Here is a 21673-nt window from a genome sequence, read left to right as displayed (position 1 = left end):
GGGCGCTTCCCCTTGACCGGATGCAAAAGCGCGGCCATGTGAGCGACAAACAGAAACGAGATTTCGTCGCGCGCAGCGGAATTCTTCTGGCGCATCACAGCAGATAAGAGACCTCATGGACGTCGTCGTCGTCGAATCGCCGGCCAAGGCTAAGACAATCAACAAATATCTGGGCAAGAACTACAAGGTTCTGGCTTCGTTCGGCCATGTCCGCGATTTGCCGGCCAAGGACGGCTCGGTGCGCCCGGATGAAGATTTCGCCATGTCCTGGGCGGTCGACACGGCATCGGGCAAGCGGCTCGCCGACATCGCCAAGGCGGTCAAGGATGCCGACGGCCTGATCCTCGCCACCGACCCTGATCGCGAAGGCGAGGCCATTTCCTGGCATGTGCTGGAAGTGCTGAAGCAGAAGCGCGCGCTGAAGGACAAGCCCGTCAGCCGCGTCGTCTTCAACGCCATCACCAAATCGTCGGTGCTGGAAGCCATGGCCAATCCGCGCCAGATCGATGCGCCGCTGGTCGATGCCTATCTCGCCCGCCGGGCACTCGACTATCTCGTCGGCTTCACGCTGTCGCCGGTTCTATGGCGCAAATTGCCGGGCGCCCGTTCGGCGGGCCGTGTCCAGTCGGTGGCTCTGCGCCTGGTCTGCGACCGCGAATCCGAGATCGAGCGCTTCATCCGCGAGGAATATTGGCAGATCGCCGCGATCCTCGGCACGCCGCGCAACGAAAATTTCGAAGCACGGCTGACCGCCTTCGAGCGCAAGAAGCTGCAAAAGCTAGACATTGCGAACAAAGCGCAGGCCGACGACATCAAGGCGATGCTCGAGGGTGCGACCTTCAAGGCGTTGTCCGTCGAAGCCAAGCCGACCAAGCGCAACCCCGGCCCGCCCTTCACCACCTCGACGCTGCAGCAGGCCGCCTCGTCGGGCCTCGGTTTCTCGGCCACGCGCACCATGCAGGTGGCGCAGCGCCTCTATGAAGGTATGGAGATCGGCGGCGAGACCACCGGCCTGATCACCTATATGCGAACCGACGGTGTGCAGATGGCACCCGAGGCCATTTCCGGTGCTCGGGACGCCATCGCCAAGGAATTCGGCCCAAAGTACCTGCCGGAGAAGCCGCGCCAATACACCGCCAAGGCCAAGAACGCCCAGGAAGCGCACGAAGCGATCCGCCCGACCGACTTCATGCGCACCCCAGCATCGGTCAGGCAGTATCTCGATTCCGACCAGTTGCGGCTCTATGAGCTGATCTGGAAGCGCGCCATCGCCAGCCAGATGCAGCCGGCCGAAATCGAGCGCACCACCGTCGAGATCGAGGCCGTCAATGGCGCCCGCACCGCCGAGCTTCGCGCCGTCGGGTCGGTCGTCCGCTTCGACGGCTTCATCGCCGCCTACACCGACCAGAAGGACGACGACGCGGAAGACGAGGAAAACCGTCGTCTGCCGGAGATCCGCGCCGGCGAGCAGCTTGCCCGCCAGGCGATCAACGCCACCCAGCACACGACCGAGCCGCCGCCGCGCTATTCCGAGGCTTCGCTTATCAAGAAGCTGGAAGAGCTCGGCATTGGCCGGCCGTCGACCTACACGGCAATCCTCAAGACGCTCGAGGACCGCGATTACGTCACGATCGACAAGCGCCGGCTGGTGCCGCAGGCCAAGGGCCGTCTGTTGTCCGCCTTCCTCGAAAGTTTCTTCGAGCGCTATGTCGAATACGACTTCACCGCCTCGCTCGAGGAAAAGCTCGACGAGATCTCCGATGGCAAGCTTGCCTGGAAAGACGTGCTGCGCGATTTCTGGAAGGATTTTTCGGGCGCGGTCGCCGACATAAAGGAACTGCGCGTCACCGACGTGCTCGACGCGCTCAACGAGGAACTGGCGCCGCTGGTCTTCCCTGCCCGCGAGGACGGCTCGAACCCGCGCATCTGCCCGAAATGCGGCACTGGTAATCTGTCGCTGAAGCTCGGCAAGTTCGGCGCCTTCGTCGGTTGCTCGAACTATCCCGAATGCTCATTCACCCGCCAGCTCGGTGACGCCGCCAATCCGAACGGCGAGAATGGCGGCGGCGAGGACGGCACCAAGGTGCTCGGCAAGGATCCCTACACGGCTGAGGAAATCACCCTGCGCTCCGGCCGCTTCGGCCCCTATATCCAGCGCGGCGACGGCAAGGAAGCCAAGCGTTCGAGCTTGCCCAAGGGCTGGACGCCCGACTCCATCGACCATGAGAAGGCGCTCGCGCTGCTAGGTCTGCCGCGCGACGTGGGAAAACATCCCGAATCCGGCAAGATGATCTCGGCCGGGCTCGGCCGTTACGGTCCGTTCGTCCTTCATGATGGCACCTACGCCAATTTGGACAGCATTGAGGACGTGTTCTCCATCGGTCTCAACCGTGCCGTCACGGTGATTGCCGAGAAGCAATCCAAGGGCAAGGGCGGCCGTAATGGCGGCACGGCTGCGGCCCTGAAGGAACTTGGCGACCATCCGGACGGCGGCGGCAAGATCGTCGTGCGCGACGGCAAGTACGGGCCTTACGTCAATTTCGGCAAGGTCAATGCCACGCTGCCCAAGGGCAAGGATCCGCAGTCGGTGACGATTGAGGACGCGCTAGCGCTGATTGCAGAGAAGGAAGCCAAGGGCGGCGGCGGCAAGAAGCCGTTCCGCAAGGCGGCAGCGGCCAAGGCACCGGCGGCCAAGAAAACAGCGGCCCAAAAGCCGGCTGCGAAGAAGCCGACCGCGAAGAAAAAAGGGTAGGACAGCGTGGCGCGCAGGATCACCGGAAGAAGCCACGGCGATCCGCGCACCGCCGACACGAGGGCCAAGGTCAAGGACGACTACAAGCCATCGCGCGATGAGATCCTGCGCTACATCGCCGAAAATCCCGACCGGGCGGGAAAACGCGACATCGCCAAGGCGTTCGCGCTGCGCGGCGACGACCGCATCTGGCTGAAAGATCTCCTGCGTGACCTGCAGGATGAGGGCGTACTCACCAAGGAGCGCAAGCGGCTGGCCCGCGTCGGCGCCCTGCCCCATGTCGCCGTGCTCGACATTTTCGGCCGCGACGGCGACGGTATCTTGCTGGCGCATCCGGCGGAGTCCGTGGGCACGGGCGAACCACCCGTCGTGTCGATCCGCGTGTCGCGCGGCGGCAACGGACCAGCGCCGGGCATCGGCGACCGCGTCCTGGCCAAGACCTTCCCGACCGATGACCCCTCAGGCCCCGCCTATACCGGACGGGTGATGAAGATCTTCGAGAAGCGCAACGATGCCGTTCTCGGCGTCTTCCGCGTGCTGCAGGACGGTACCTTCCGCATCGAACCAGTGGAACGGCGCCAGCCGGAGCTGATCGTCGACAAGGAATTCCAGAACGGGGCTGAGAATGGCGACCTGGTCGAGGTCGAGCCGGCACGCGCCTCCCGTTATGGGTTGCCGAGAGCCAAGGTGCTCAACGTGCTGGGATCGCTGACCAGCGAAAAGGCGGTCTCGATGATCGCCATTCATGCCCACGACATTCCGCACATCTTCCCGGCCGACGTCATCGCCGAGGCGGAGGCGGTAAAGCCCGCGACGATGGCCAATCGTGAGGACTGGCGCGACCTGCCGCTGGTCACCATCGATCCGGCCGACGCCAAGGACCATGATGATGCTGTCTTCGCGACGCCTGACCTGGACGAAAAGAATCCGGGCGGCGTGATCGCCACTGTCGCGATCGCCGATGTTGCCGCCTATGTCCGGTACGGCACGGCACTCGACCGCGAGGCGCTGAAGCGTGGTAATTCGGTCTATTTCCCAGATCGCGTCGTGCCGATGCTGCCCGAGCGTATTTCCAACGACCTCTGCTCGCTGCGCGAAGGCCAGGATCGGCCGGCGCTTGCGGTGCGCATGACCTTCTCCGCCGATGGCCACAAGATCAGGCACTCCTTTCACCGCGTGATGATGAAGTCCGCGGCGAAGCTCGCCTACCCCCAGGCCCAGGCGGCGATCGACGGCGCACCGGACGACAAGACCGGCCCGATCCTCGACACGGTGCTGAAGCCGCTATGGGATGCCTATGCGATCCTCAAGCGCGGTCGCGACGGCCGCCAGCCGCTCGAACTCGACCTGCCGGAGCGCAAGATCCTGCTCAAGCCGGATGGCACGGTCGATCGCGTCATCGTGCCGGAACGGCTCGATGCCCACAAGCTGATCGAAGAATTCATGATCCAGGCCAATGTCGCCGCGGCCGAGACGCTGGAGGCGAAGAAGCAGGCGCTGGTCTACCGTGTCCACGACGCGCCTTCGCTCGCCAAGCAGGAATCGCTGCGCGAATTCTTGGCAACGCTTGGACTATCGCTGGCGCGCGGGGCGCAGATGCGGCCCAGCCAGTTCAACGGCATTCTTGAGCGCGTGCATGGCGCCGACAACGAGGCGCTGGTCAATGAGGTGGTGTTGCGCTCGCAGAGCCAGGCCGAATATTCACCCGGGAATATCGGCCATTTCGGCCTCAACCTCAGGCGCTACGCGCATTTCACCTCGCCGATCCGCCGCTACGCCGACTTGATCGTGCACCGCGGACTCATTGCCGCACTCGGCCTCGGTCCCGGCGGGCTGACGCAGGACGAGGAAGCGCGGCTCGAGGATGTCGCGGTGCTGATCTCCGGCACCGAACGGCGCGCCATGGCGGCCGAGCGCGACACGGTTGACAGACTGATATCAGCCTATCTCGCCGAACGCATCGACGAGCGCTTCGACGCCCGCATCTCCGGCGTCACCAAATCAGGACTATTTGTCCAATTGCCGCAATATGGCGCCGATGGTTTCATCCCCGTCTCAACTCTGGGCGGCGATTACTATATATATGACGAAACGGCCCGCTCCCTGTTCGGAGAACGCTCGGGAAAAGGCTACCAGCTCGCGGACCGCGTCGAGGTTCGGCTCGTCGAGGTGGCGCCCATGGCCGGCGCGATGCGTTTCGAGATGTTGACCGACCCGAAGCCCCTACCAGGCTCCACCAGGTCGTTTCACAAGGCTAAGGGCCGCGCCCGTGCGTCGCAATCGCGACCGGGGTCGCGCGGCAGGAGACGATAATGGAACAACAGGTTTTCGGCGGCGAACATCAGTCGGGCCGGGTTGCCCGCCCATTATGGACGGCGATGAAGCGTGGCTTTTTGGGGCGCTGCCCGAACTGCGGCGAAGGCAAGCTGTTTCGCGGCTTCACCAAGACCGTCGAGACCTGCAGCGTCTGCGGCGAGGAGATCCATCACCATCGCGCCGACGATCTGCCGGCCTATCTGGTCATCGTCATCGTCGGCCACATCATTCTCGGTGCCTTCATGGGCGTGGAAGCGACGTCGACCTTGTCCACCTGGCAGCACATCCTCATCTGGGTGCCCCTGACCATCTTGCTGTCGGTAGCGCTGCTGCAACCTGTCAAAGGCGCCGTCATCGGATTGCAATGGGCGTTCTATATGCACGGCTTCGGCGGCGAAAAGGATGGGATTGAGCCTCATCCGAGAGCCTAGAGCTCCGGCTGGCGCAACATACCGACCGTGAAAGGCCACTTTCGCTTGCCAGAAGTTTCCGCTAGGTCCCTGCGCATGGAAGCAATGACCAAGGTGGACGTCGACAAGCTCGACAAGGGTCTTGCCGCACATAGCGGCCGGCCTCTGCGTCCGCGTGACGCCGCGACGCTGATCCTGCTCGACCGCAAGGGCGATGAGGTGCTGGTGCTCATGGGCCGCCGTCATGCCGGCCACGCGTTTATGCCAGGCAAGTTCGTGTTTCCCGGCGGCCGCACTGATCCGGCGGATAGCCGCGTCGCGACCGCTACCGCATTGCACCGCGATGAGGAAGCAAAGCTGCTTGCTGGTCCCGGCCGCACCAGTGCCGCGCGAGCCCGGGCTGTCGCATTGTCAGCGATTCGCGAGACCTATGAGGAAGCCGGGCTGCTGATAGGCCAGAAGGCCGCCTTTGCCACCGACAAGCGTGACTGGCAGGGTTTTGTCGAACACGGCGTAAGACCGTCACTGGAAACGCTGCGTTTCATCGCGCGCGCCATCACCCCACCCAACCGGATACGCCGCTTCGATACCCGTTTCTTCAGCGCCTGGCGCAACGATGTCGCCGTCGAACTGCCCGGCGGCGGGCCGACCAACGAACTCGAGGAACTGGTCTGGCTGCCGCTCGCCAAAGCCCGGGAAGCCGACATACCCGACATCACGCGAATGATCCTGGACGAGCTGGAAAAGCGCCTCGCCCATGATCCGCTGCTGCGTCCGGGCGGTCCAGTCCCCTTCTACCGGCTTGTCCGCAACCGCTTCACCCGCGAACTTCTGTAGGGCAATTCCAGGAAAAGTGTGACGCGGTTTTCCGCCCGGAATTGCGTAAGATCAAAGAGACAGAGTATTCAGCATCCCATGACGGTCGATACCCAACCCAAGGGCGACGAACGCGTACACTGGCTGCCGATGGTGGCGGCGATCTCGTCGATCAGCGTCGTCGGCATCGCCATTGGCCTCGGCATGCCCCTGCTCAGCGTCATCCTGGAAACGCGGGGCCACTCGGCTTCGATGATCGGCCTTAACACCGCCGTCGCCGGCCTGGCCTCGATCGCCGGTGCGCCGTTAGCCACACCGCTCGCCATGCGCTTCGGCGTCGCCTGGACCATGATTGGGATGATCGCCGCCGGCGCCCTCGCCTTCGTCGGCTTCCATTTCGCGCCCGACTTCTGGATGTGGTTTCCGCTGCGCATCGTGCTTCATATCGCGTTGACGGTGCTGTTCATCCTGTCGGAATTCTGGATCAGCACGTCGGCACCGCCGCACCGGCGCGGTCTTGTGCTTGGCATCTACGCCACCGTCCTGTCGCTCGGCTTTGCCGCCGGACCGTGGCTGTTCGCCCATCTTGGCAGCTCCGGCTTCAGGCCGTTCGGCGTCATCATCGTACTGGTGACGCTGGCCGCGATACCGGTGCTGGCCGCGCGCAATGAAAGCCCCTCCATCGTTGCCGATGGCGAGACCAGCAACTTCCTTCGCTACATCTGGTTGGTGCCATCGGCGACCGCCGCCGTGCTGGTATTCGGTGCGGTCGAAACCGGCGGCTTCGCGCTGTTTCCGATCTACGGCAACCGCATCGGCTATTCGGAAGCCGACGCCGCATTGCTGCTGACCATGATCGGTCTCGGCAATGTGCTGCTGCAGATCCCGATCGGCATGATCAGCGACCGGGTCAGCGACCGCCGCTATCTGCTGCTCGCCTGCGCCACCGTCGGCCTTGCCGGCACGGTCTTCATGCCCTTCTTCGCCCAGAATTGGCACCTGATGGCCGCGCTTCTGTTCGTCTGGGGCGGTGTTGTCGCCGCCATGTACACGATCGGCCTTGCCCACCTCGGCTCGCAGCTTTCCGGCCATGAACTGGCATCCGCCAACGCCGCCTTCGTGCTCTGCTATGGTGTCGGCATGGTGCTTGGCCCGCAGGCGATCGGCATCGGCATGGACGCGTTCGGTCCGTCCGGTTTCGGCTGGTCGCTCGGCCTGTTCTTTGGCGCCTACATGGCGCTGGTTGGCGTCAGGCTCGTCCGCAAGATTCTCCTTTGACCCTTTGAGATAGCGACCGCTGCTGACAGAACCGTGTCAGCAGCGTCAGGTTAAAAGAGTGTCCCCCAAAAACGGAAGTTGAGGACACTCCCATGATCGACAGCGGCTTTGAAACCACATCATTGCGAATGACGCTCCTGCTGCTTGTGACCTTCCAGGCCCCGGCCGCGGATGTCGACCGCATCATGGAGGCGGTCGTTGCGATCGCCCCGCTGGCCATGGGCAAGTACGACCGCAACGCCTATCAGTCGGGACACGGCATCGAGCGCTACAGGCCGCTTGAAGGGGCCGCGGCCGGGGCCGAAATCGAATTGCGCCGCCGCCTGGGCACGGTCGAGGTTTCATTCGAACTGCCTGACGACCAGGCGCTGGCAAGCCGCGTCGTCGAGGCGATTTTCCAGGCCCATTCCTATCAGGAGCCGGTGATCCGCCTCCAGCCGATCCTCGCCAGCCGATCCAAGGGGCTGGATGACCGCGCCAATCCGAATCGTTGGTGGAACACGACCGGAGATTGGAAGAAGGTTGCCGTGCCAGAGACGGAAAACGTCTGATTTACGCGCAATGGGCTTCCCGGACGGGCCACTTCAGGTCCGCCGGGCTTGACTTTCCAGGCACGTTCTTTATGTGTCGCGCCAAGTTTCCCGCGTCCGGGTGTTTTCCCGTGCTCCAGCGGCCAAAACCCCACGAACATAACGGACTGAGATCATGGCCAAAGCCGCAAACATCAAGATCAAGCTTCTGTCGACCGCCGACACCGGTTTCTTCTACGTCACCAGCAAGAACAGCCGTACCAAGACCGACAAGCTGTCGTTCCGCAAGTACGATCCGGTCGCCAAGAAGCACGTCGAATTCAAGGAAACCAAGATCAAGTAATCTGGGTTTTCCCTTGCAAACAAAAACGCCGCCCATCGGGCGGCGTTTTTGTTTGCAGGGCAGAGGCTGCGGGCTCGCTCCCTCAGCCCGGCTGAATTTCCTTCAGCCGATGCGATCGCCGCTTTTCGGATCGAACAGATGCAGCGACGTCGGATCGGCCGCCAACCGCACGATGTCGCCGGGCTTGACGCCGGCGCGTCCCATGGCAAAGACGCAAAGCTGCTGGCCGGCCAGCGCGACGTAGAACTGTGTCGAGAGGCCGAGCGGCTCCACGACCCCTACCTCGCCCTGTAGCGCGCCGTCATCGGCCAACCGGATATGCTCGGGCCGCAGGCCGATGGTAATGGCATCGCCGTCGCTGAGCGGCGGGCCATCCGGCAGTTTCAGCGCCTGGCCATCAGCCAGCACCGCTTCCGGTACCTCGCCCTTGCGAACCGTCGCCGGCAGGAAATTCATGCCCGGCGAGCCGATGAAACCGGCAACGAACACGTTGGCCGGACGGTCATAGAGATCGAGCGGCGCGCCAACCTGCTGGATCAGCCCGTCATGCATGACGACGATCCGGTCAGCCATGGTCATAGCCTCGATCTGGTCGTGCGTGACATAGACCGAGGTGGTCTTCAGTTGCTGGTGCAGCGCCTTGATCTCGGCCCGCATATGGACGCGCAGCTTGGCATCGAGGTTGGACAGCGGCTCATCGAACAGGAAGACCTTGGGATCACGCACGATGGCGCGGCCCATGGCGACGCGCTGGCGTTGGCCGCCGGACAGCTGCCGCGGCAAGCGCTGAAGGTAGGTGTCCAGGCCCAGCCGCTTGGCCGCGCCATCCACCCTGGCATCGATCGCCGGCTTCTCGGCCTTGCGCAGCATCAGGCTGAAGCCCATGTTCTTCGACACATCCATGTGCGGATAAAGCGCATAGGACTGGAAGACCATGGCGATGTCGCGATCCTTGGGCGCCACGTCGTTGACCAATTGCTCACCGATACGGATCTCGCCGCCGGAGGCTTCCTCCAGCCCGGCGATCATGCGCAGCAGTGTCGATTTCCCGCAGCCGGATGGACCGACCAGAACGACAAATTCGCCGTCGGCGATTTCAAGGTCGACCGCATGCAGGACGCGGACGGCGCCGTAATCCTTGCGGACCTTTTCGAGCGTGACAGAGGCCATCGGTCTATCCTTTGACGGCGCCGGCGGTCAGGCCGGTGACGAGATAGCGTTGCAGGAAGGCGAAGAAGATACAGACAGGGATCAGCGCCAGGATCGACGCCGCCATCATCTGCCCCCAGTCGACGGCGAATTTGCCGATGAAGGTGAGCAAGCCGACGGCGAAGGTCTTCTGATCGTCGCTGGAAATCAGCATCAGCGCGAACAGGAGCTCACTCCAGGCGGCGGTGAAGACAAAGCCAAGCGTGGCGCCCATGCCGGGCAGCGTCAGCGGCACGATCACCCGGCGCATTGCCTGCGCACGCGTACAACCGTCGATCATCGCCGCCTCTTCCAGATCCTTCGGGATGCCATCGAAGAAGGATTGCATCAGGAAGGTGGCGAAGGCGGTGTTGAAGGCGGTGTAGATGACGATCAGCCCGGTCAGGCTGTTGATCAGCCCGATCTGACCCATGACGCGGTAGATCGGCGGAATGACCATCACCAGCGGAAAAGTCTGGGTCAAAAGCAGCATCAGCGCCAGCACCGCCTTGCCGCGAAAGGTGAAACGCGACATGGCGTAACCGGCGAGCGTGGCGATCACCGTCACCAATGCCGCCGTCGACACGGAGACGATGACGCTGTTGAGGAAATAGCGCGGGAAATCGGTGGCCTCGAGCACGGTGACGAAATTCTGCAACGTCGTGCGCGACGGCCAGAAGGTGATGCCTTCGGAATAGAGCAGCCGCTCCGGCGTCACCGAGATCTTCAGCGTCCAGTAGATCGGGAACAGGGCGAAGATCACATAGGCGGCGATCGCCGCGTAGAGGCCGATACCACCAAAGAACCGTTGTGAAGCAGAGCGTCCCGCGATCATCAGACGTGCCTCACCAGGGAGCGGCGGATGGCGATCAGCGCGATTGCATAGGCGATCAACAGCACGAGCAGCAATACGGCTACCGCCGAGGCATAGCCCTTGTCCAGTGACTTGAAGGCGCTGACATAGATATAGACCGGCACCGTATTGGTGGAACCAGCCGGCCCGCCCTCGGTCATGACGAAAATCAGGTCGGCGAAGGTGGCGATCCAGATGGTGCGCAGCATCACCGTGATGGCGATGGTCGGCGCGAGGAATGGCAGCGTCACCTTGGTGAAGCGCTGCCAGGGCGAAGCGCCGTCGATCGCCGCCGCCTCGTGCATTTCGGACGGGATAGACTTCAGCGCCGCCAGAAGCGTGATGGCGAAGAACGGAATACCGAACCAGACATTGGCGACGATCGGCCCCCACATCGCCGTGGCGGGATCGGAGAGCACATTGGTCGGCTCAGCCTTGAGCCCCAGCGCGTACAGCCAATGCGGCAGCGGCCCGATGATAGGGTTGAACAGCCAGGCCCAGGTCAGCCCGGACAGGAAGGACGGTACCGCCCAGGGCAGGAACACCAGAGCCTGCACCAACTTGCGACCCCAGAACGGCTTGTCGAGCAGCAGCGCCAGGCCAAGACCGAGGAAGAATTGGAAGAACAGGCTGGCGATCGTCCACCACAGCGTGTTGATCAGGGCTTGCCCCAGAACCTGATCCGACAGCATCGCCTGATACTGGCCGAGCCCGACATATTCCGACTTGAAGGCCGAGAATTTGCGGAAGGAGTAGCTGATGCCGATGATCAGCGGCACCAACAGCACCACGATCAGCAGGATGATCGCCGGGCTGAGATAGAGCCAGGGCTCGATGACGGCATGCGACAGCCGCTTGCGGCGCGGCTTGCCGGCGGATCGTATTTCGGACACGGCATAGGTCATTGGGTGAGGATCGGCTCCCTGGAGCGGCGTCGGGGACAGCGTCCTTCTCCCCGTTTGCGGGGAGAAGATGCCGGCAGGCAGATGAAGGGCAGCGCCAGTCTATCGAGGCGTTGCGCCGCCCCTCATCCGTCACTTCGTGACACCTTCTCCCCGCGAACGGGGAGAAGGGAACAAAACTACTTCTTGTTCTTCGCCAGCCAGTCCTGCTGTTCCTTGGTCAGGAAGGCAGCCCATTGGTCCGCGACGTCCTTGGCGGTCTTCTGGCCAAGCAGCACTTCCTGAAAGTTCTTGATCGCGACCTGGTCGACGAAGTTGCCGAGATTTTCCAGATGCGTCGGCGGCGTCACCATTTCATATTTGGAGCTGTCGCTCAGTTCCGTGAACCAGCCCTTGAACTGCTCGGTCTTGAAATGAGGATCCTGGTCGGCGCCATTGTGGATCGGGACGACGCCGACTTCCTTGGCCCATGCCAGATTGTCCTTGGGCGAAAGCAGCGTCGCCATCAGCTTCCAGGCGTCGTCCTTGTGCTGCGAATTGGCGAACATCGCCCAGCCGGCATAGCCGAGCGTCGGATACGACTTGCCGCTCGGACCAACGGGGAGCGGCGCCACGGCGAAGTCGTCGGCGCTCATCTTGTCGGCGATGCCGAGCAGCGCGTCCGGATCCTGGTTCAGCATGGCGCAGGTGCCGGAATAGAAGCCGGTGACGGTCTCGTTGAAGCCCCAGCTCACCGCATCCTTCGGCGCCAGCCCGTCCTTGTACATGTCGGCCAGCATCTGCAGGCCCTTGACCGAGCCCTCGTCATTGATGGTCGAGGTGCCGTCCTCGTTGAAGTAGCCGCCCTTGCCTGCGGCGATGTTCATGAACATGTGCATGCCGTTGAAGGCGCCCGGCCCGCCGCGCAGGCAGTAGCCATACTTGCCCGGGATGGCGGAGATCTTCTTGGAATCGGCGACGAACTCGTCGAGCGTGGCCGGCGGACCGTCGAGGCCGGCTTCCTTGAACAGCTTCTTGTTCCAGAACAGCGCGTTCACATAGTAGCCGTAAGGGATCATGAACTGCGTGTTGTTGACCGTCGAACCGAACTGCTTGGCGCGGTCGCCGAGCGTCTTGGCATCGTCCCACTTGGCCATGTAGGGGCCGAGGTCCTCGAGCTGGGCATTGTTGGCATAGAGACCCATCCAGCGTTCCGGCATCTCGACCACGTCGGGCGTATCGCCGGCCTGCACCATGGTCAGGAACTTTTCGAAAGCCTGCCCCCAGGGCAGCGAGATCAGCTCGACCTTGACGCCGGGATTGGCTGCCTCGAACTCGGCGATCTGCTTTTTCAGGAATTCGGTGCGCGGCGGGCTGGTGATGACTTCGACCATCTTCAGGGTCGAATCGGCCAGCGCGCTCCCGGCGGAAATCGCCAACCCCGCAACGGTGGCAAGCATGATGGTCAGTTTTTTCATGTTCAAGACTCCCATTTTGAACCCGCTTGTTATTTTCTGGCTTTTTCGAAGGCCTGGGCGACGTCGGCCCAGAGGTCTTCGACACTTTCCAATCCGACATTGAAGCGGATGGTTCGGGGGCTGACGCCGAAGCGCGCCATCGAATTCAGTCCCGGCGTCTGCTCCAGCGACGCCTTGGCCGGCACGACCAGGCTTTCATGCCCGCCCCAGCTGACGCCGATGCGGAAAAACTTCAGCGCATCGACAAAGACGGGGATGTCGATATCGTCCGTCACCTCGAAGGAGAACAGACCGGCATAGCCTGCCAGCGTCGCCTTGCCCGGATGGTTCGAATAAACCGGATGGTTGACGCGCTCGACATTGGCATGCGCCTTCAGCCGCTCGGCGATGGTGAGCCCGCTCTTCATATGGTGCGGCAGGCGCAGCGGCAGCGTGCGCAGGCCGCGCAGCAGCAGCCATGCTTCGAACGGCGACAGCTTGCCGCCGAGATAGGAATAGGTCTGTTCGTTGATGTGCTTGATATGCGCTGCGGAGCCGGCCACCACGCCGGCGACGGTATCGCTGTGGCCGCCGAGATATTTCGATGCTGAATGCAGCACCAGGTCGACGCCATGCATGATCGGCTTCTGGAAAACCGGCGTCGCCCAGGAGTTGTCGATAGTGGTGACGATGCCCTGCTCCTTGGCCAGCCGGGTCAGATGCGGCAGATCCTGCAGCTCGAACATCATCGAGGTCGGACTTTCCAGATAGAGCAGCTTGGCGCCGGGAAGTGCCGCCGCCACCGCATCGGGATCGGAACCGTCGACGTAATCGACCTTGATGTTGAGCCGTGGCAAAAGCCGTTCGAACAGCCGGTAGGCATCGCCGTAGCAGTTCCGCACGGCCACGATGCGCTCGCCCGCCCCGACAAAGGCAAGCACCGTGGCGCTGATCGCCGCCATGCCGCTGGAAAAGCCGCGCGCGGCCTCGGCGCCCTCAAGGGCGGCAACACGCGCCTCGAATTCCATTACCGTCGGATTGTCGCCGCGCGAATAGATCGGCTGCCTTCGCTTGCCGGCAAAGGTGTCGGCCATCTCGGCATAATTGGCGAAGGTGAACAGCGAGGTCTGGTAGATCGGCGGCACCACCGCGCCACCGGGGAACGGTTCGTCATGCGCCAGCAGTGTCGCCGCCTCGGCAAGATAATCGTGATCGAAACCGCTCGGATGCTCGTTCATGTCTGGCTCGGAAGTTTGAGTTTGGCGGCACCGCGCTTGAGATCGTCCTCGACGGTGGCGATCAGCTTGAGTGCCTCGGCGCGGGCCCCCTGCGGGTCGCGCGCGGCGATGCGCTCATAGATGGTGCGGTGGTAGGGAAAGCTGGCGTGACCGAAATCGCGCACGCCCAGCGGATGCTCCCAGAAACGATGGAACAGCTCGTGCATGGCGGCGATGATCTGTTCGAACAGCGGATTGCCGGAGACGCGGTAGACCGCCTGGTGGAACTCCCAGTCCTCTTCAGACGACATGCCGTCGCGGGTACGGAATGCCTGCTCCATGATGTCGAGCTTGCGCTCGATCTCGGCGATGTCGGCCGGGCTCGCCCGCTCGGCGCAGAGAGCCGCGGCCTCCGCCTCCAGCGCGCGGCGGATTTCAAGCGTTTGCATCAGGCTGGTGAAGTCGTTGCCGCCCGCCAGCGTCAGCGGCATATGCAGCATGTCGGGCGACACAGCCGCCTTGAGATAAGTGCCGCTGCCTTGCCGGCGCTCGACCAGGCCAAGCCCTTCCCACCGCGTCAGCGCCTCGCGCACCGTGTTGCGGCTGACCTTCAGCCGCTCGGCCAGGATACGCTCGGTCGGAAGCCGCTCGCCGGGCTGCAAGGCTTCGGCGCGAACAAAGCCCACCAATGCCTTCAGCACAGCGTCATCACGCGCCGTCGTCTGAATGGGTGGCAGGCTGTTCTGGTCCACACTTCCTCCCCGAAGCGATGCACAAGTGGTCCAATGGTCCAACCAATTTCTGCACAGACGGAGAGATGTGTCAACAGCCGAAACGGGGACAGACCGAACGCGCGCGCCATGGCGCGCGTTCGGCCCGTCAGCTCAAGCGTGGCTTCGCGCCGGCGTGGCGGTGGTGGCGCGCCAGCGCGCGAACATGGCCTCGCGAACCCGCCTTGAACCTGCGAGCCGCTCCTTTGCTTCCGCCAGCACGGAAGGCGAAGCCTGTGCGGGCGTGCCCGATTGGAACGGAGGCGCCGGGGCGTATTCGAGCGAGAGCTGCACCGTTTCGGCCTCGGCCTGACCGAGAAACCTGGCGACAAGGGCGAGGCCGAAGTCGATCCCCGAGGTGACGCCGCCCGCGGTTATCAAGTTTCCGTCCTCGACAATTCGCTCGTCGACTGGGATGGCACCGAACTCGGCGAGGAAATCATGCGCGTACCAATGCGTCGTCGCCCGCTTGCCTTTGAGCAGGCCGGCTGCACCCAGCACCAGGGCACCGCTGCACACCGAGGTGACGTAGCGGGCCTGAGCCGCGCGCTCCCGCACGAAGTCGAGCACGGCCTGATCCTCCAGCAGCGCGTTGACGCCGCCTCCACCCGGAATGCACAGCACATCGAGAGGAGGGCAATCGTCAAAGGTCGCCGTCGGACTCAGGCACAGTCGCGTCGACGACATCACCGGATTGCGATCCTTCCAGATCAATTCCACCTCGGCGCTCTTTGCCGATGCCAGGACTTCATAAGGGCCGGTGAGGTCGAGCTGCTGGACATTGGGGAAGACGAGGATGCCGAAGCGAAGGGTCATGGAACTCTCCATAGGTTGACTCCGGCCAATCTAAGGCACCATGCTTTGGCACGATCGCCAATCACCCCTCGTTTCAAGCCAAAAATCGCCATGCGCCGTATCGAAATCCTTGCCTATCCCGATGTCCAGCTCCTCGATGTCAGCGGACCGCTTCAGGTCTTCGCCAGCGCCAACGATTTCAGGACGCAGACCGGCGAAGCCGCCCCCTACGAGGTCACGGTCGTCGCCGCCTCGCCGCGGATCAGGACATCGGCCGGTCTCGCGCTGGAGGCGGCGGCGTTGCCGGCACACGGGCCAGGGATCGACACGCTGATCGTGCCTGGTGGATGGGGCGTCAACGCGGCCTGTGAGGACCCCGGGCTGATCGATTGGGTGACCGGCCGCTCGCACGACGCCACGCGAACAGCCTCCGTCTGCAGTGGCGCCATGCTGCTGGCGACGGCGGGCCTGCTCGACGGCAGGCGTGCCGTTACCCACTGGGGACGCTGCGCCGAATTCGCGCGGCGCTTTCCGGCGGTCCGCCTCGAACCCGATCCGATTTTCATCCGTGACGGCAATGTGTGGACGTCGGCAGGCGTGACGGCGGGCATCGATCTCGCCCTTTCCTTCGTCGAGGCCGACCTTGGCCGGCGCGTGGCGCTTGCCGTGGCGCGCGAACTGGTTGTCTTCCTGAAGCGCCCCGGTGGCCAGGCGCAGTTCAGCCAGACGCTCAAGCTGCAGCTAGGCGACGAACGCTTCGACCGGCTGCATGGCTGGATCCAGGACAATATGGACGGCGACCTTTCGCTGCCGAACCTGGCCGAGCGCGCCAATATGAGCCCGCGCAGCTTCTCCAGGCACTATCGGGAGGCAACGGGCCGCACGCCTGCGCGCGCGGTCGAGGAGATCCGCATCGAGGCGGCGCGACGGATGCTGGAACGGGGCGAGGCCGTCAACCAGACGGCCCGCCGCTGCGGCTTCGGATCGGAAGAGACGATGCGGCGCGGTTTTTTACGTGTCCTCGGCACAAACCCGCGCGATTATCGCGAACGCTTCTGACGCAAGCCTAACGCGCGGTGGGCGGCCCGAACCAAGCGGTCAGCGCGTCGGCCAACCCCATTTGGGCTCCAGCCCCGACCCAGGCCACATATCCATCCGGCCGGATCAAGACGGCATCGGGCGCGGCGACCGTCCCGAGGGCCGGTAGCTCCCAGATGCCGTCATATCCAGCCTCGATCTGGCGGACCCGATCCGCCCAGGGCGTAATGTCCGGCCAGCCCGGTTCACCAACGTTGAGGAGCACCGGCCGGGCATCGTGCAGCAGGCTGAAGACCCGCGCCGGACCGCGGCCTGTGACAAGGTCGAGGTCGGGCATCCGCCGCCCAAGCAACGGGTGGCCCTCGCCGAGATCGTAGCGGATACCCAGGCCGGACATCTCCGCGGCGATCCGTTTGCGCGGCTCTTCCATGCCGAGCAACTCGGTCATCGTATCGCTCAAGGCCTTGGTGCGGTCATCCGTGCGGCGAAGCGCGACCTGCGCCATGGTGTTGCGCAACACGCGGGCGGCGACAGGATGGCGCTCGGCGTGGTAGGTGTCGAGCAAGCTTTCCGGTGAGATCCGCTTGACCACCTGGGCCAGCTTCCATCCCAGATTGACCGCGTCCTGCACGCCGATATTGAGCCCCTGCCCGCCCATCGGAGGATGAATGTGCGCGGCGTCGCCGGCCAGAAGGACACGTCTGTCGCGGTAGGCGGCGGCCTGACGTGTCATGTCGGTGAAGCGAGAGAGCCAGGTCGGGCTGTGGACCCCGAAATCGGTGCCGTAGACAGCGACAAGTGCCTCGCTGAGATCGTTCAGCGTCGGCTCGCCGCCGATGGTCAGCTGCCTCTCGGTCAGCACGACACCCACCCTGTCGCTATCCTCGATCTTGCCTATCGCATGAATGCCGTAGGCGTCGTTGCGAAAGCCCAATGCCGGTTCCCTGGACATCTCGACCTCGGCGATCATCCAGCTCATCGTCGGATCCCATCCGGCGAACTCAATGCCCGCCGCCTTGCGGATCGTGCTGCGTCCTCCGTCGCAGCCGACGAGGTATTGCGCCCTCAAGGGTTGGCCGCCGGACAAATCCAGGTGGACACCGTCATCATCCTGCGCGAAGTCAGTGACTTCCTGCCCGCGATAGATTGGCACCCCCAACTCGTCGATCCAGTCGGCCAATATCCGTTCGATATGGTTTTGTCGCAGCGCCAGCAGATAGTTGTGCCGGCTGGGAAAGTCGCTGATGTCCAAACGGATCATGTGGAACCCGACGGTCGGGAAGCGCTGCCCGCGCGAGAGAAACCGGTCGGCAATTCCGCGCTGATCGAGAACCTCGATGGTGCGTGCGTGCAGGCCGCCCGCGCGCAAGCCGGCCAGCTCCTGGGTCGGGCGCCGCTCGACGATGGCGACATCGATACCGGCCAAAGCGAGTTCGCCGGCCAGCATCAGCCCGGTCGGACCGGCCCCGACGATGACCACAGCATGATCCCGACCGCCTCCTGACGACACAACACCCATTATCATCTCCCGTTTCCGCTGGCTTAGGCCGCGGTTTTACGAAAACAGGCGGGTCTTGCCGCAAGCCCCTTGTGCGCCATATGTATGAAATAGAGAGAGGTGCTCTCCTGGCCTTGGATGAACGACAGCTCAGAATGGCGGCGCGCAGTCGCGCCGCCGCAGTTGAAGCCGCGTAAGCGTTATTCAGATTTTCCCGCCCATGAAAAAAGCCCCTTTCGGGGCTTTTACGCAGTCTTGAAACAAAGGGGGCCGGTCGGCGGTTGGCAGCGGTACGAGGAGGCCACTATGTGCCAGCGCCGGCCGGCCGACCCCACGGACCCAGGAGATGCGGCGGACCTGAGCATCATGGGGTATTTCAGGGATCGAGCCGGCTATCTACCCTCGCGCCGGCTTCGTCTTCCCCTCCACATTTGCGCACGGGCTTAGGAAAATCAACAGTTTCTTAACCAAGGCTCGCGAATCGCTTGGATTAAGGTAAATAGCTAACCTTGTTGGATTGACCGAACAATCAGGCGCGCAGGGTCACGCCGCCTTGGCAACGACGCGGTTGCGGCCGCCGCTCTTGGCTTCGTAAAGCGCGAGATCGGCGCGCTTCATCAGCGCAGCCACCGTATCCACACCCTTCAGCACCGACGACACGCCAACGCTGACGGTAACCTCGATCGTCTTGCCGTCGGTACCGATGGCGAAGGGCTGCTGGGCGATTTCGGCGCGGATGCGTTCGGCCACTTTTTCGGCGACCGCACCATCAGTGTCCGGCATCACCACCACGAACTCCTCGCCACCAAAACGGCAGGCAAGGTCGATACCCCTGACATTCTTGCGCAGCCGCCGGGCGAATTCCCGCAGCACCTCGTCGCCGCCATCATGGCCGTGCGCGTCGTTGATCGACTTGAAGCGGTCGAGGTCGGTGATCATCACCGACAGCGGCCGGCGCCGCGCCACGGCGCGGTCGAACAGTGTCTGCAGATGGCTGTCGAGGTAGCGGCGGTTGTGCAGCCCGGTCAGGCCGTCCGTCACCGCCATTTCGATGGTCTGGGTGACGCTGGCGCGCAATTGGTCGTTGTAGCGCTTGCGACGCACCTGCGTGCGCAGCCGCGCCGTCAGTTCTTGCTGATCGATCGGCCGCATCAGATAGTCGTTGATGCCGAGTTCGAGGCCGCGGATGATGCGCTCCTCCTCGCCCTCCTCCGCCAGAAGGATGATTGGGACGAAACGGGTGCGGTCGAGCGAGCGCAATTGCGAGCAGAGCCGAAGCGGATCGAAATCAGCAAAGGCCGTCGAGATCATCACGCATTCATAGGGATTTTCGGCCGCCTGGAAGAACCCGGCATGCGGATCACCGGTCACGTCGAGATCGGCGCGGTCGCGCAGCATCTTCTGGATGCGCTCGACCGATGATTTGCGCTCATCGATCAACAGCACTTTCGGCGTCGTGTCCTCGGACGCGAAATTGCGGCTGAGCAGTTCCTCGATGCCGATATTGCGCGTCGTCGAGGCCCGCAGCCGGAGCTCGTCGGTCAGCGACTTCAACCGGACCAGGCTCTTCACGCGTGTCATCAGCTGCAGGTCGTTGACCGGTTTGGTCAGGAAATCGTCCGCGCCGGCCTCCAGCCCGCGCACACGGTCGGACACTTGGTCGAGCGCGGTGATCATCACCACCGGGATGTGCGACGTCGCAGGATCGCTCTTAAGCCTGCGGCAGACCTCGAACCCGTCCATGTCGGGCATCATCACGTCGAGCAGCACGACATCGACCTTGCCGTTCTCGCAGGTCTCGATCGCGTCGGGCCCGTTGCTGGCGGTCAGCACCTCGAAATATTCGGCCAGCAGCCGGACCTCCAGCAGCCTCACATTGGCAGGGATGTCGTCGACGACGAGGATCCGCGCGGTCATTTCACAAGGCTCCGGCTCGGCTGGAAGGGCACATCAGGCATCGCCCAGATAGGATTTGATGGTCTCGATGAAACGCGGCACCGAGATCGGTTTCGAAATATAGGCCTCGCAGCCGCCCTGGCGGATGCGTTCCTCATCGCCCTTCATGGCGAAGGCCGTCACCGCGATGACCGGAATGACGTGCAGATCGTCATCTTCCTTCAGCCATTTGGTCACTTCCAGCCCCGACACTTCGGGCAGCTGGATGTCCATCAGGATAAGATCGGGCCGGTGCTTGCGCGCCAGATCCAGCGCCTCCAGGCCATTGCGGGTGCGCACCGTCTCGTAGCCGCTCGCTTCTATGAGGTCCCGAAAGAGCTTCATGTTGAGCTCATTGTCCTCGACAATCATGACCTTCTTAGGCATCGACATCCCGTCCCGGCCGTCCTTCCGCTCGAAGGTGGCCGTCATGCGCCCCTGGTTGAACGCACCAAACCCTGCTTCACTATACGGCAATATGATTGACGAAACGGAAACCCTCGGGCTGCAAAACAGCGCGAATTCCACTTCGCCTCACTGCGCGTCCAAAAGGCGCGCCGCGCTGTAAAGGCTTGCCGCAAGCAATTCTTGCCATTACTGCGGAGAGACTCATTCCACATTGCAGAAGGTAGTGATGGCAAACGCGGCGTCAATGCGCGAAGAGGCGGAAACCATTGCCGTGAAGGCGCTGGGCTTCGTTGCCTCCGACCCGGAGCTGTTGCCGCGTTTTCTGGCGATCACCGGAATAGAGGCGCATTCGATCCGCAAGGCCGCGGGCGAGCCGGGTTTCCTGGCCGGCGTGCTGCAATTCATTCTTGCCCACGAGCCGACGCTGATGCGCTTTGCCGAGGAAACCGGCACGCCGCCGGCGGCCGTCGGCAAGGCATTGCGTGCCCTGCCGCTCGGTGACGACAACCATGAGCATTCCATATGAGCGATGATCCGGAGACCGCCCGCCAGATCGAGGAACTGGCGGCCGACGACCGGCCGCTGCTGGTGCTCGACGTCGACGACGTCGTGCTCGAATTCATCCGCCCCTTCCCGCATTTCCTGAAGTCGCGCGGCTATGGCCTGACACTGGCGTCCTTCCGGCTGACCGGCAACATAGCCGAAACGGCGAGCGGCCGGCTGATCGAACAGCCCGAGGTCACGGCACTTCTGGGCGATTTCTTCGACGCGCAAGCCGATTGGCAGAGCATCACCGACGGCGCGGCGCAAGCCCTGGCAGGACTTGGCAACCGCGCGGAAATCATACTGCTGACGGCCATGCCGCACAGGCATCGTGCGGTGCGTCGCATCCATCTCGATGCCCTGGGCCTAGACTATCCGCTGCTGACCACCGAGATGGCCAAGGGACCGGCGGTGGCCAAGCTGCGCGGCAAGAACGGCCGGCCGGTGGTCTTCGTCGACGATCAGCCGCACAATCTGGCGTCGGTACGGGAATCGGTCGCCGACGCAAATCTTTTCCACCTGATGGCCGACAATTCGCTGCGTGCGTTCCTGCCGCCGGTCCCGGACGATGTCATCGTTGTCCAGGACTGGCACGAAGCCGCGCCGAAGATCGCTGGCGCGCTGGGGCTCTAGCGTTAGACCCCT

Annotated in this window: 20 protein-coding genes; 10 read left to right on the top strand and 10 right to left on the bottom strand. The window is 63.4% G+C overall.

What is annotated here, in order from left to right:
• The first annotated feature begins 115 nt into the window (after nt 1–115).
• The 7 genes from topA to rpmG all read left to right on the top strand — a co-directional run bounded on the left by topA (nt 116) and on the right by rpmG (nt 8445).
• On the top strand, nt 116–2752 hold the full coding sequence (gene topA / locus EB231_RS19645) for a type I DNA topoisomerase (protein ID WP_172350322.1): 2637 nt from the start codon (nt 116–118) through the stop codon (nt 2750–2752).
• Between the two features lie 6 nt (nt 2753–2758).
• Entirely contained in the window at nt 2759–5065 is a 2307-nt protein-coding gene (gene rnr / locus EB231_RS19640) for a ribonuclease R (protein ID WP_172350321.1), read from the top strand.
• Nucleotides 5065–5499, top strand: a complete 435-nt coding sequence (locus EB231_RS19635) for a DUF983 domain-containing protein (protein ID WP_172350320.1) — start codon at nt 5065–5067, stop codon at nt 5497–5499. The genes rnr and EB231_RS19635 overlap by 1 nt, the downstream gene beginning before the upstream one ends.
• Before the next feature lie 75 nt (nt 5500–5574).
• Entirely contained in the window at nt 5575–6315 is a 741-nt protein-coding gene (locus tag EB231_RS19630; RefSeq protein WP_056572180.1) for an NUDIX hydrolase, read from the top strand.
• Nucleotides 6316–6393: 78 nt separating this feature from the next.
• On the top strand, nt 6394–7572 hold the full coding sequence (locus tag EB231_RS19625) for an MFS transporter (RefSeq protein ID WP_172350319.1): 1179 nt from the start codon (nt 6394–6396) through the stop codon (nt 7570–7572).
• Nucleotides 7573–7664: 92 nt separating this feature from the next.
• Nucleotides 7665–8123 (top strand): hypothetical protein, encoded by a 459-nt coding sequence (locus EB231_RS19620; protein WP_172350318.1) that lies wholly within the window; start codon nt 7665–7667, stop codon nt 8121–8123.
• A gap of 154 nt (nt 8124–8277) precedes the next feature.
• The gene (rpmG, locus tag EB231_RS19615; RefSeq protein ID WP_006201775.1) at nt 8278–8445 is read left to right on the top strand and encodes a 50S ribosomal protein L33; all 168 of its coding nucleotides are present in this window, start codon (nt 8278–8280) and stop codon (nt 8443–8445) included.
• A 102-nt stretch (nt 8446–8547) separates the two neighbouring features.
• On the opposite strand, the gene EB231_RS19610 is transcribed toward rpmG, so the two are convergent.
• The 7 genes from EB231_RS19610 to EB231_RS19580 all read right to left on the bottom strand — a co-directional run bounded on the left by EB231_RS19610 (nt 8548) and on the right by EB231_RS19580 (nt 15627).
• Nucleotides 8548–9615: an ABC transporter ATP-binding protein gene (locus EB231_RS19610; protein ID WP_172350317.1), complete on the bottom strand. Its 1068-nt coding sequence runs from the start codon at nt 9613–9615 to the stop codon at nt 8548–8550.
• A gap of 4 nt (nt 9616–9619) precedes the next feature.
• A complete protein-coding gene (locus tag EB231_RS19605) occupies nt 9620–10468 on the bottom strand; it encodes a carbohydrate ABC transporter permease (RefSeq protein WP_172350316.1) in 849 nt (282 codons plus the stop codon).
• Nucleotides 10468–11391 carry a carbohydrate ABC transporter permease gene (locus EB231_RS19600; protein WP_172350315.1) on the bottom strand — a complete coding sequence of 308 codons (924 nt, stop codon included), beginning with the start codon at nt 11389–11391 and terminating at the stop codon, nt 10468–10470. Before EB231_RS19600 ends, EB231_RS19605 begins: the two co-directional genes overlap by 1 nt.
• 176 nt (nt 11392–11567) lie before the next feature.
• The gene (locus tag EB231_RS19595; RefSeq protein ID WP_172350314.1) at nt 11568–12845 is read right to left on the bottom strand and encodes an ABC transporter substrate-binding protein; all 1278 of its coding nucleotides are present in this window, start codon (nt 12843–12845) and stop codon (nt 11568–11570) included.
• A 29-nt stretch (nt 12846–12874) separates the two neighbouring features.
• Entirely contained in the window at nt 12875–14062 is a 1188-nt protein-coding gene (locus EB231_RS19590; RefSeq protein ID WP_172350313.1) for a PLP-dependent transferase, read from the bottom strand.
• Nucleotides 14059–14793: a FadR/GntR family transcriptional regulator gene (locus tag EB231_RS19585; RefSeq protein WP_172350312.1), complete on the bottom strand. Its 735-nt coding sequence runs from the start codon at nt 14791–14793 to the stop codon at nt 14059–14061. Before EB231_RS19585 ends, EB231_RS19590 begins: the two co-directional genes overlap by 4 nt.
• Before the next feature lie 132 nt (nt 14794–14925).
• Nucleotides 14926–15627, bottom strand: a complete 702-nt coding sequence (locus EB231_RS19580; RefSeq protein ID WP_172350311.1) for a DJ-1/PfpI family protein — start codon at nt 15625–15627, stop codon at nt 14926–14928.
• A gap of 90 nt (nt 15628–15717) precedes the next feature.
• Between EB231_RS19580 and EB231_RS19575 the strand changes: the two genes are divergently transcribed.
• Nucleotides 15718–16665 carry a GlxA family transcriptional regulator gene (locus EB231_RS19575; RefSeq protein ID WP_172350310.1) on the top strand — a complete coding sequence of 316 codons (948 nt, stop codon included), beginning with the start codon at nt 15718–15720 and terminating at the stop codon, nt 16663–16665.
• Between the two features lie 7 nt (nt 16666–16672).
• Here EB231_RS19575 and EB231_RS19570 read toward each other — a convergent pair whose 3' ends face one another.
• From EB231_RS19570 to EB231_RS19560, 3 genes are all read right to left on the bottom strand, one after another.
• Nucleotides 16673–18163: an FAD-dependent monooxygenase gene (locus EB231_RS19570; protein ID WP_206681847.1), complete on the bottom strand. Its 1491-nt coding sequence runs from the start codon at nt 18161–18163 to the stop codon at nt 16673–16675.
• A gap of 522 nt (nt 18164–18685) precedes the next feature.
• On the bottom strand, nt 18686–20059 hold the full coding sequence (locus EB231_RS19565; RefSeq protein WP_172350308.1) for a PleD family two-component system response regulator: 1374 nt from the start codon (nt 20057–20059) through the stop codon (nt 18686–18688).
• A 33-nt stretch (nt 20060–20092) separates the two neighbouring features.
• Nucleotides 20093–20509 (bottom strand): response regulator, encoded by a 417-nt coding sequence (locus EB231_RS19560; RefSeq protein ID WP_275451165.1) that lies wholly within the window; start codon nt 20507–20509, stop codon nt 20093–20095.
• A 202-nt stretch (nt 20510–20711) separates the two neighbouring features.
• Here EB231_RS19560 and EB231_RS19555 point away from each other — a divergent pair, with 202 nt between their 5' ends.
• Entirely contained in the window at nt 20712–21011 is a 300-nt protein-coding gene (locus EB231_RS19555; RefSeq protein WP_027052046.1) for a DUF3572 domain-containing protein, read from the top strand.
• Nucleotides 21008–21661, top strand: a complete 654-nt coding sequence (locus EB231_RS19550) for a hypothetical protein (protein WP_172350307.1) — start codon at nt 21008–21010, stop codon at nt 21659–21661. The genes EB231_RS19555 and EB231_RS19550 overlap by 4 nt, the downstream gene beginning before the upstream one ends.
• Nucleotides 21662–21673 lie beyond the last annotated feature (12 nt).

This window comes from Mesorhizobium sp. NZP2298 (genome assembly GCF_013170825.1).
GTDB lineage: Bacteria > Pseudomonadota > Alphaproteobacteria > Rhizobiales > Rhizobiaceae > Mesorhizobium.
This window is presented reverse-complemented; position numbering and strand designations above follow the sequence as displayed.

Bases quoted from the DNA above. Each gene is read 5' to 3' on its own strand.
- EB231_RS19560 (WP_275451165.1), bottom strand. From the start codon at position 20,509: ATGACGGCCACCTTCGAGCGGAAGGACGGCCGGGACGGGATGTCGATG.
- EB231_RS19610 (WP_172350317.1), bottom strand. From the start codon at position 9,615: ATGGCCTCTGTCACGCTCGAAAAGGTCCGCAAGGATTACGGCGCCGTC.
- EB231_RS19600 (WP_172350315.1), bottom strand. From the start codon at position 11,391: ATGACCTATGCCGTGTCCGAAATACGATCCGCCGGCAAGCCGCGCCGC.
- EB231_RS19580 (WP_172350311.1), bottom strand. From the start codon at position 15,627: ATGACCCTTCGCTTCGGCATCCTCGTCTTCCCCAATGTCCAGCAGCTC.
- EB231_RS19630 (WP_056572180.1), top strand. From the start codon at position 5,575: ATGGAAGCAATGACCAAGGTGGACGTCGACAAGCTCGACAAGGGTCTT.
- EB231_RS19635 (WP_172350320.1), top strand. From the start codon at position 5,065: ATGGAACAACAGGTTTTCGGCGGCGAACATCAGTCGGGCCGGGTTGCC.
- EB231_RS19590 (WP_172350313.1), bottom strand. From the start codon at position 14,062: ATGAACGAGCATCCGAGCGGTTTCGATCACGATTATCTTGCCGAGGCG.
- EB231_RS19625 (WP_172350319.1), top strand. From the start codon at position 6,394: ATGACGGTCGATACCCAACCCAAGGGCGACGAACGCGTACACTGGCTG.
- rpmG (WP_006201775.1), top strand. From the start codon at position 8,278: ATGGCCAAAGCCGCAAACATCAAGATCAAGCTTCTGTCGACCGCCGAC.
- EB231_RS19550 (WP_172350307.1), top strand. From the start codon at position 21,008: ATGAGCGATGATCCGGAGACCGCCCGCCAGATCGAGGAACTGGCGGCC.
- EB231_RS19575 (WP_172350310.1), top strand. From the start codon at position 15,718: ATGCGCCGTATCGAAATCCTTGCCTATCCCGATGTCCAGCTCCTCGAT.
- topA (WP_172350322.1), top strand. From the start codon at position 116: ATGGACGTCGTCGTCGTCGAATCGCCGGCCAAGGCTAAGACAATCAAC.
- EB231_RS19555 (WP_027052046.1), top strand. From the start codon at position 20,712: ATGGCAAACGCGGCGTCAATGCGCGAAGAGGCGGAAACCATTGCCGTG.
- EB231_RS19565 (WP_172350308.1), bottom strand. From the start codon at position 20,059: ATGACCGCGCGGATCCTCGTCGTCGACGACATCCCTGCCAATGTGAGG.
- EB231_RS19605 (WP_172350316.1), bottom strand. From the start codon at position 10,468: ATGATCGCGGGACGCTCTGCTTCACAACGGTTCTTTGGTGGTATCGGC.
- EB231_RS19595 (WP_172350314.1), bottom strand. From the start codon at position 12,845: ATGAAAAAACTGACCATCATGCTTGCCACCGTTGCGGGGTTGGCGATT.
- EB231_RS19620 (WP_172350318.1), top strand. From the start codon at position 7,665: ATGATCGACAGCGGCTTTGAAACCACATCATTGCGAATGACGCTCCTG.
- EB231_RS19570 (WP_206681847.1), bottom strand. From the start codon at position 18,163: ATGGGTGTTGTGTCGTCAGGAGGCGGTCGGGATCATGCTGTGGTCATC.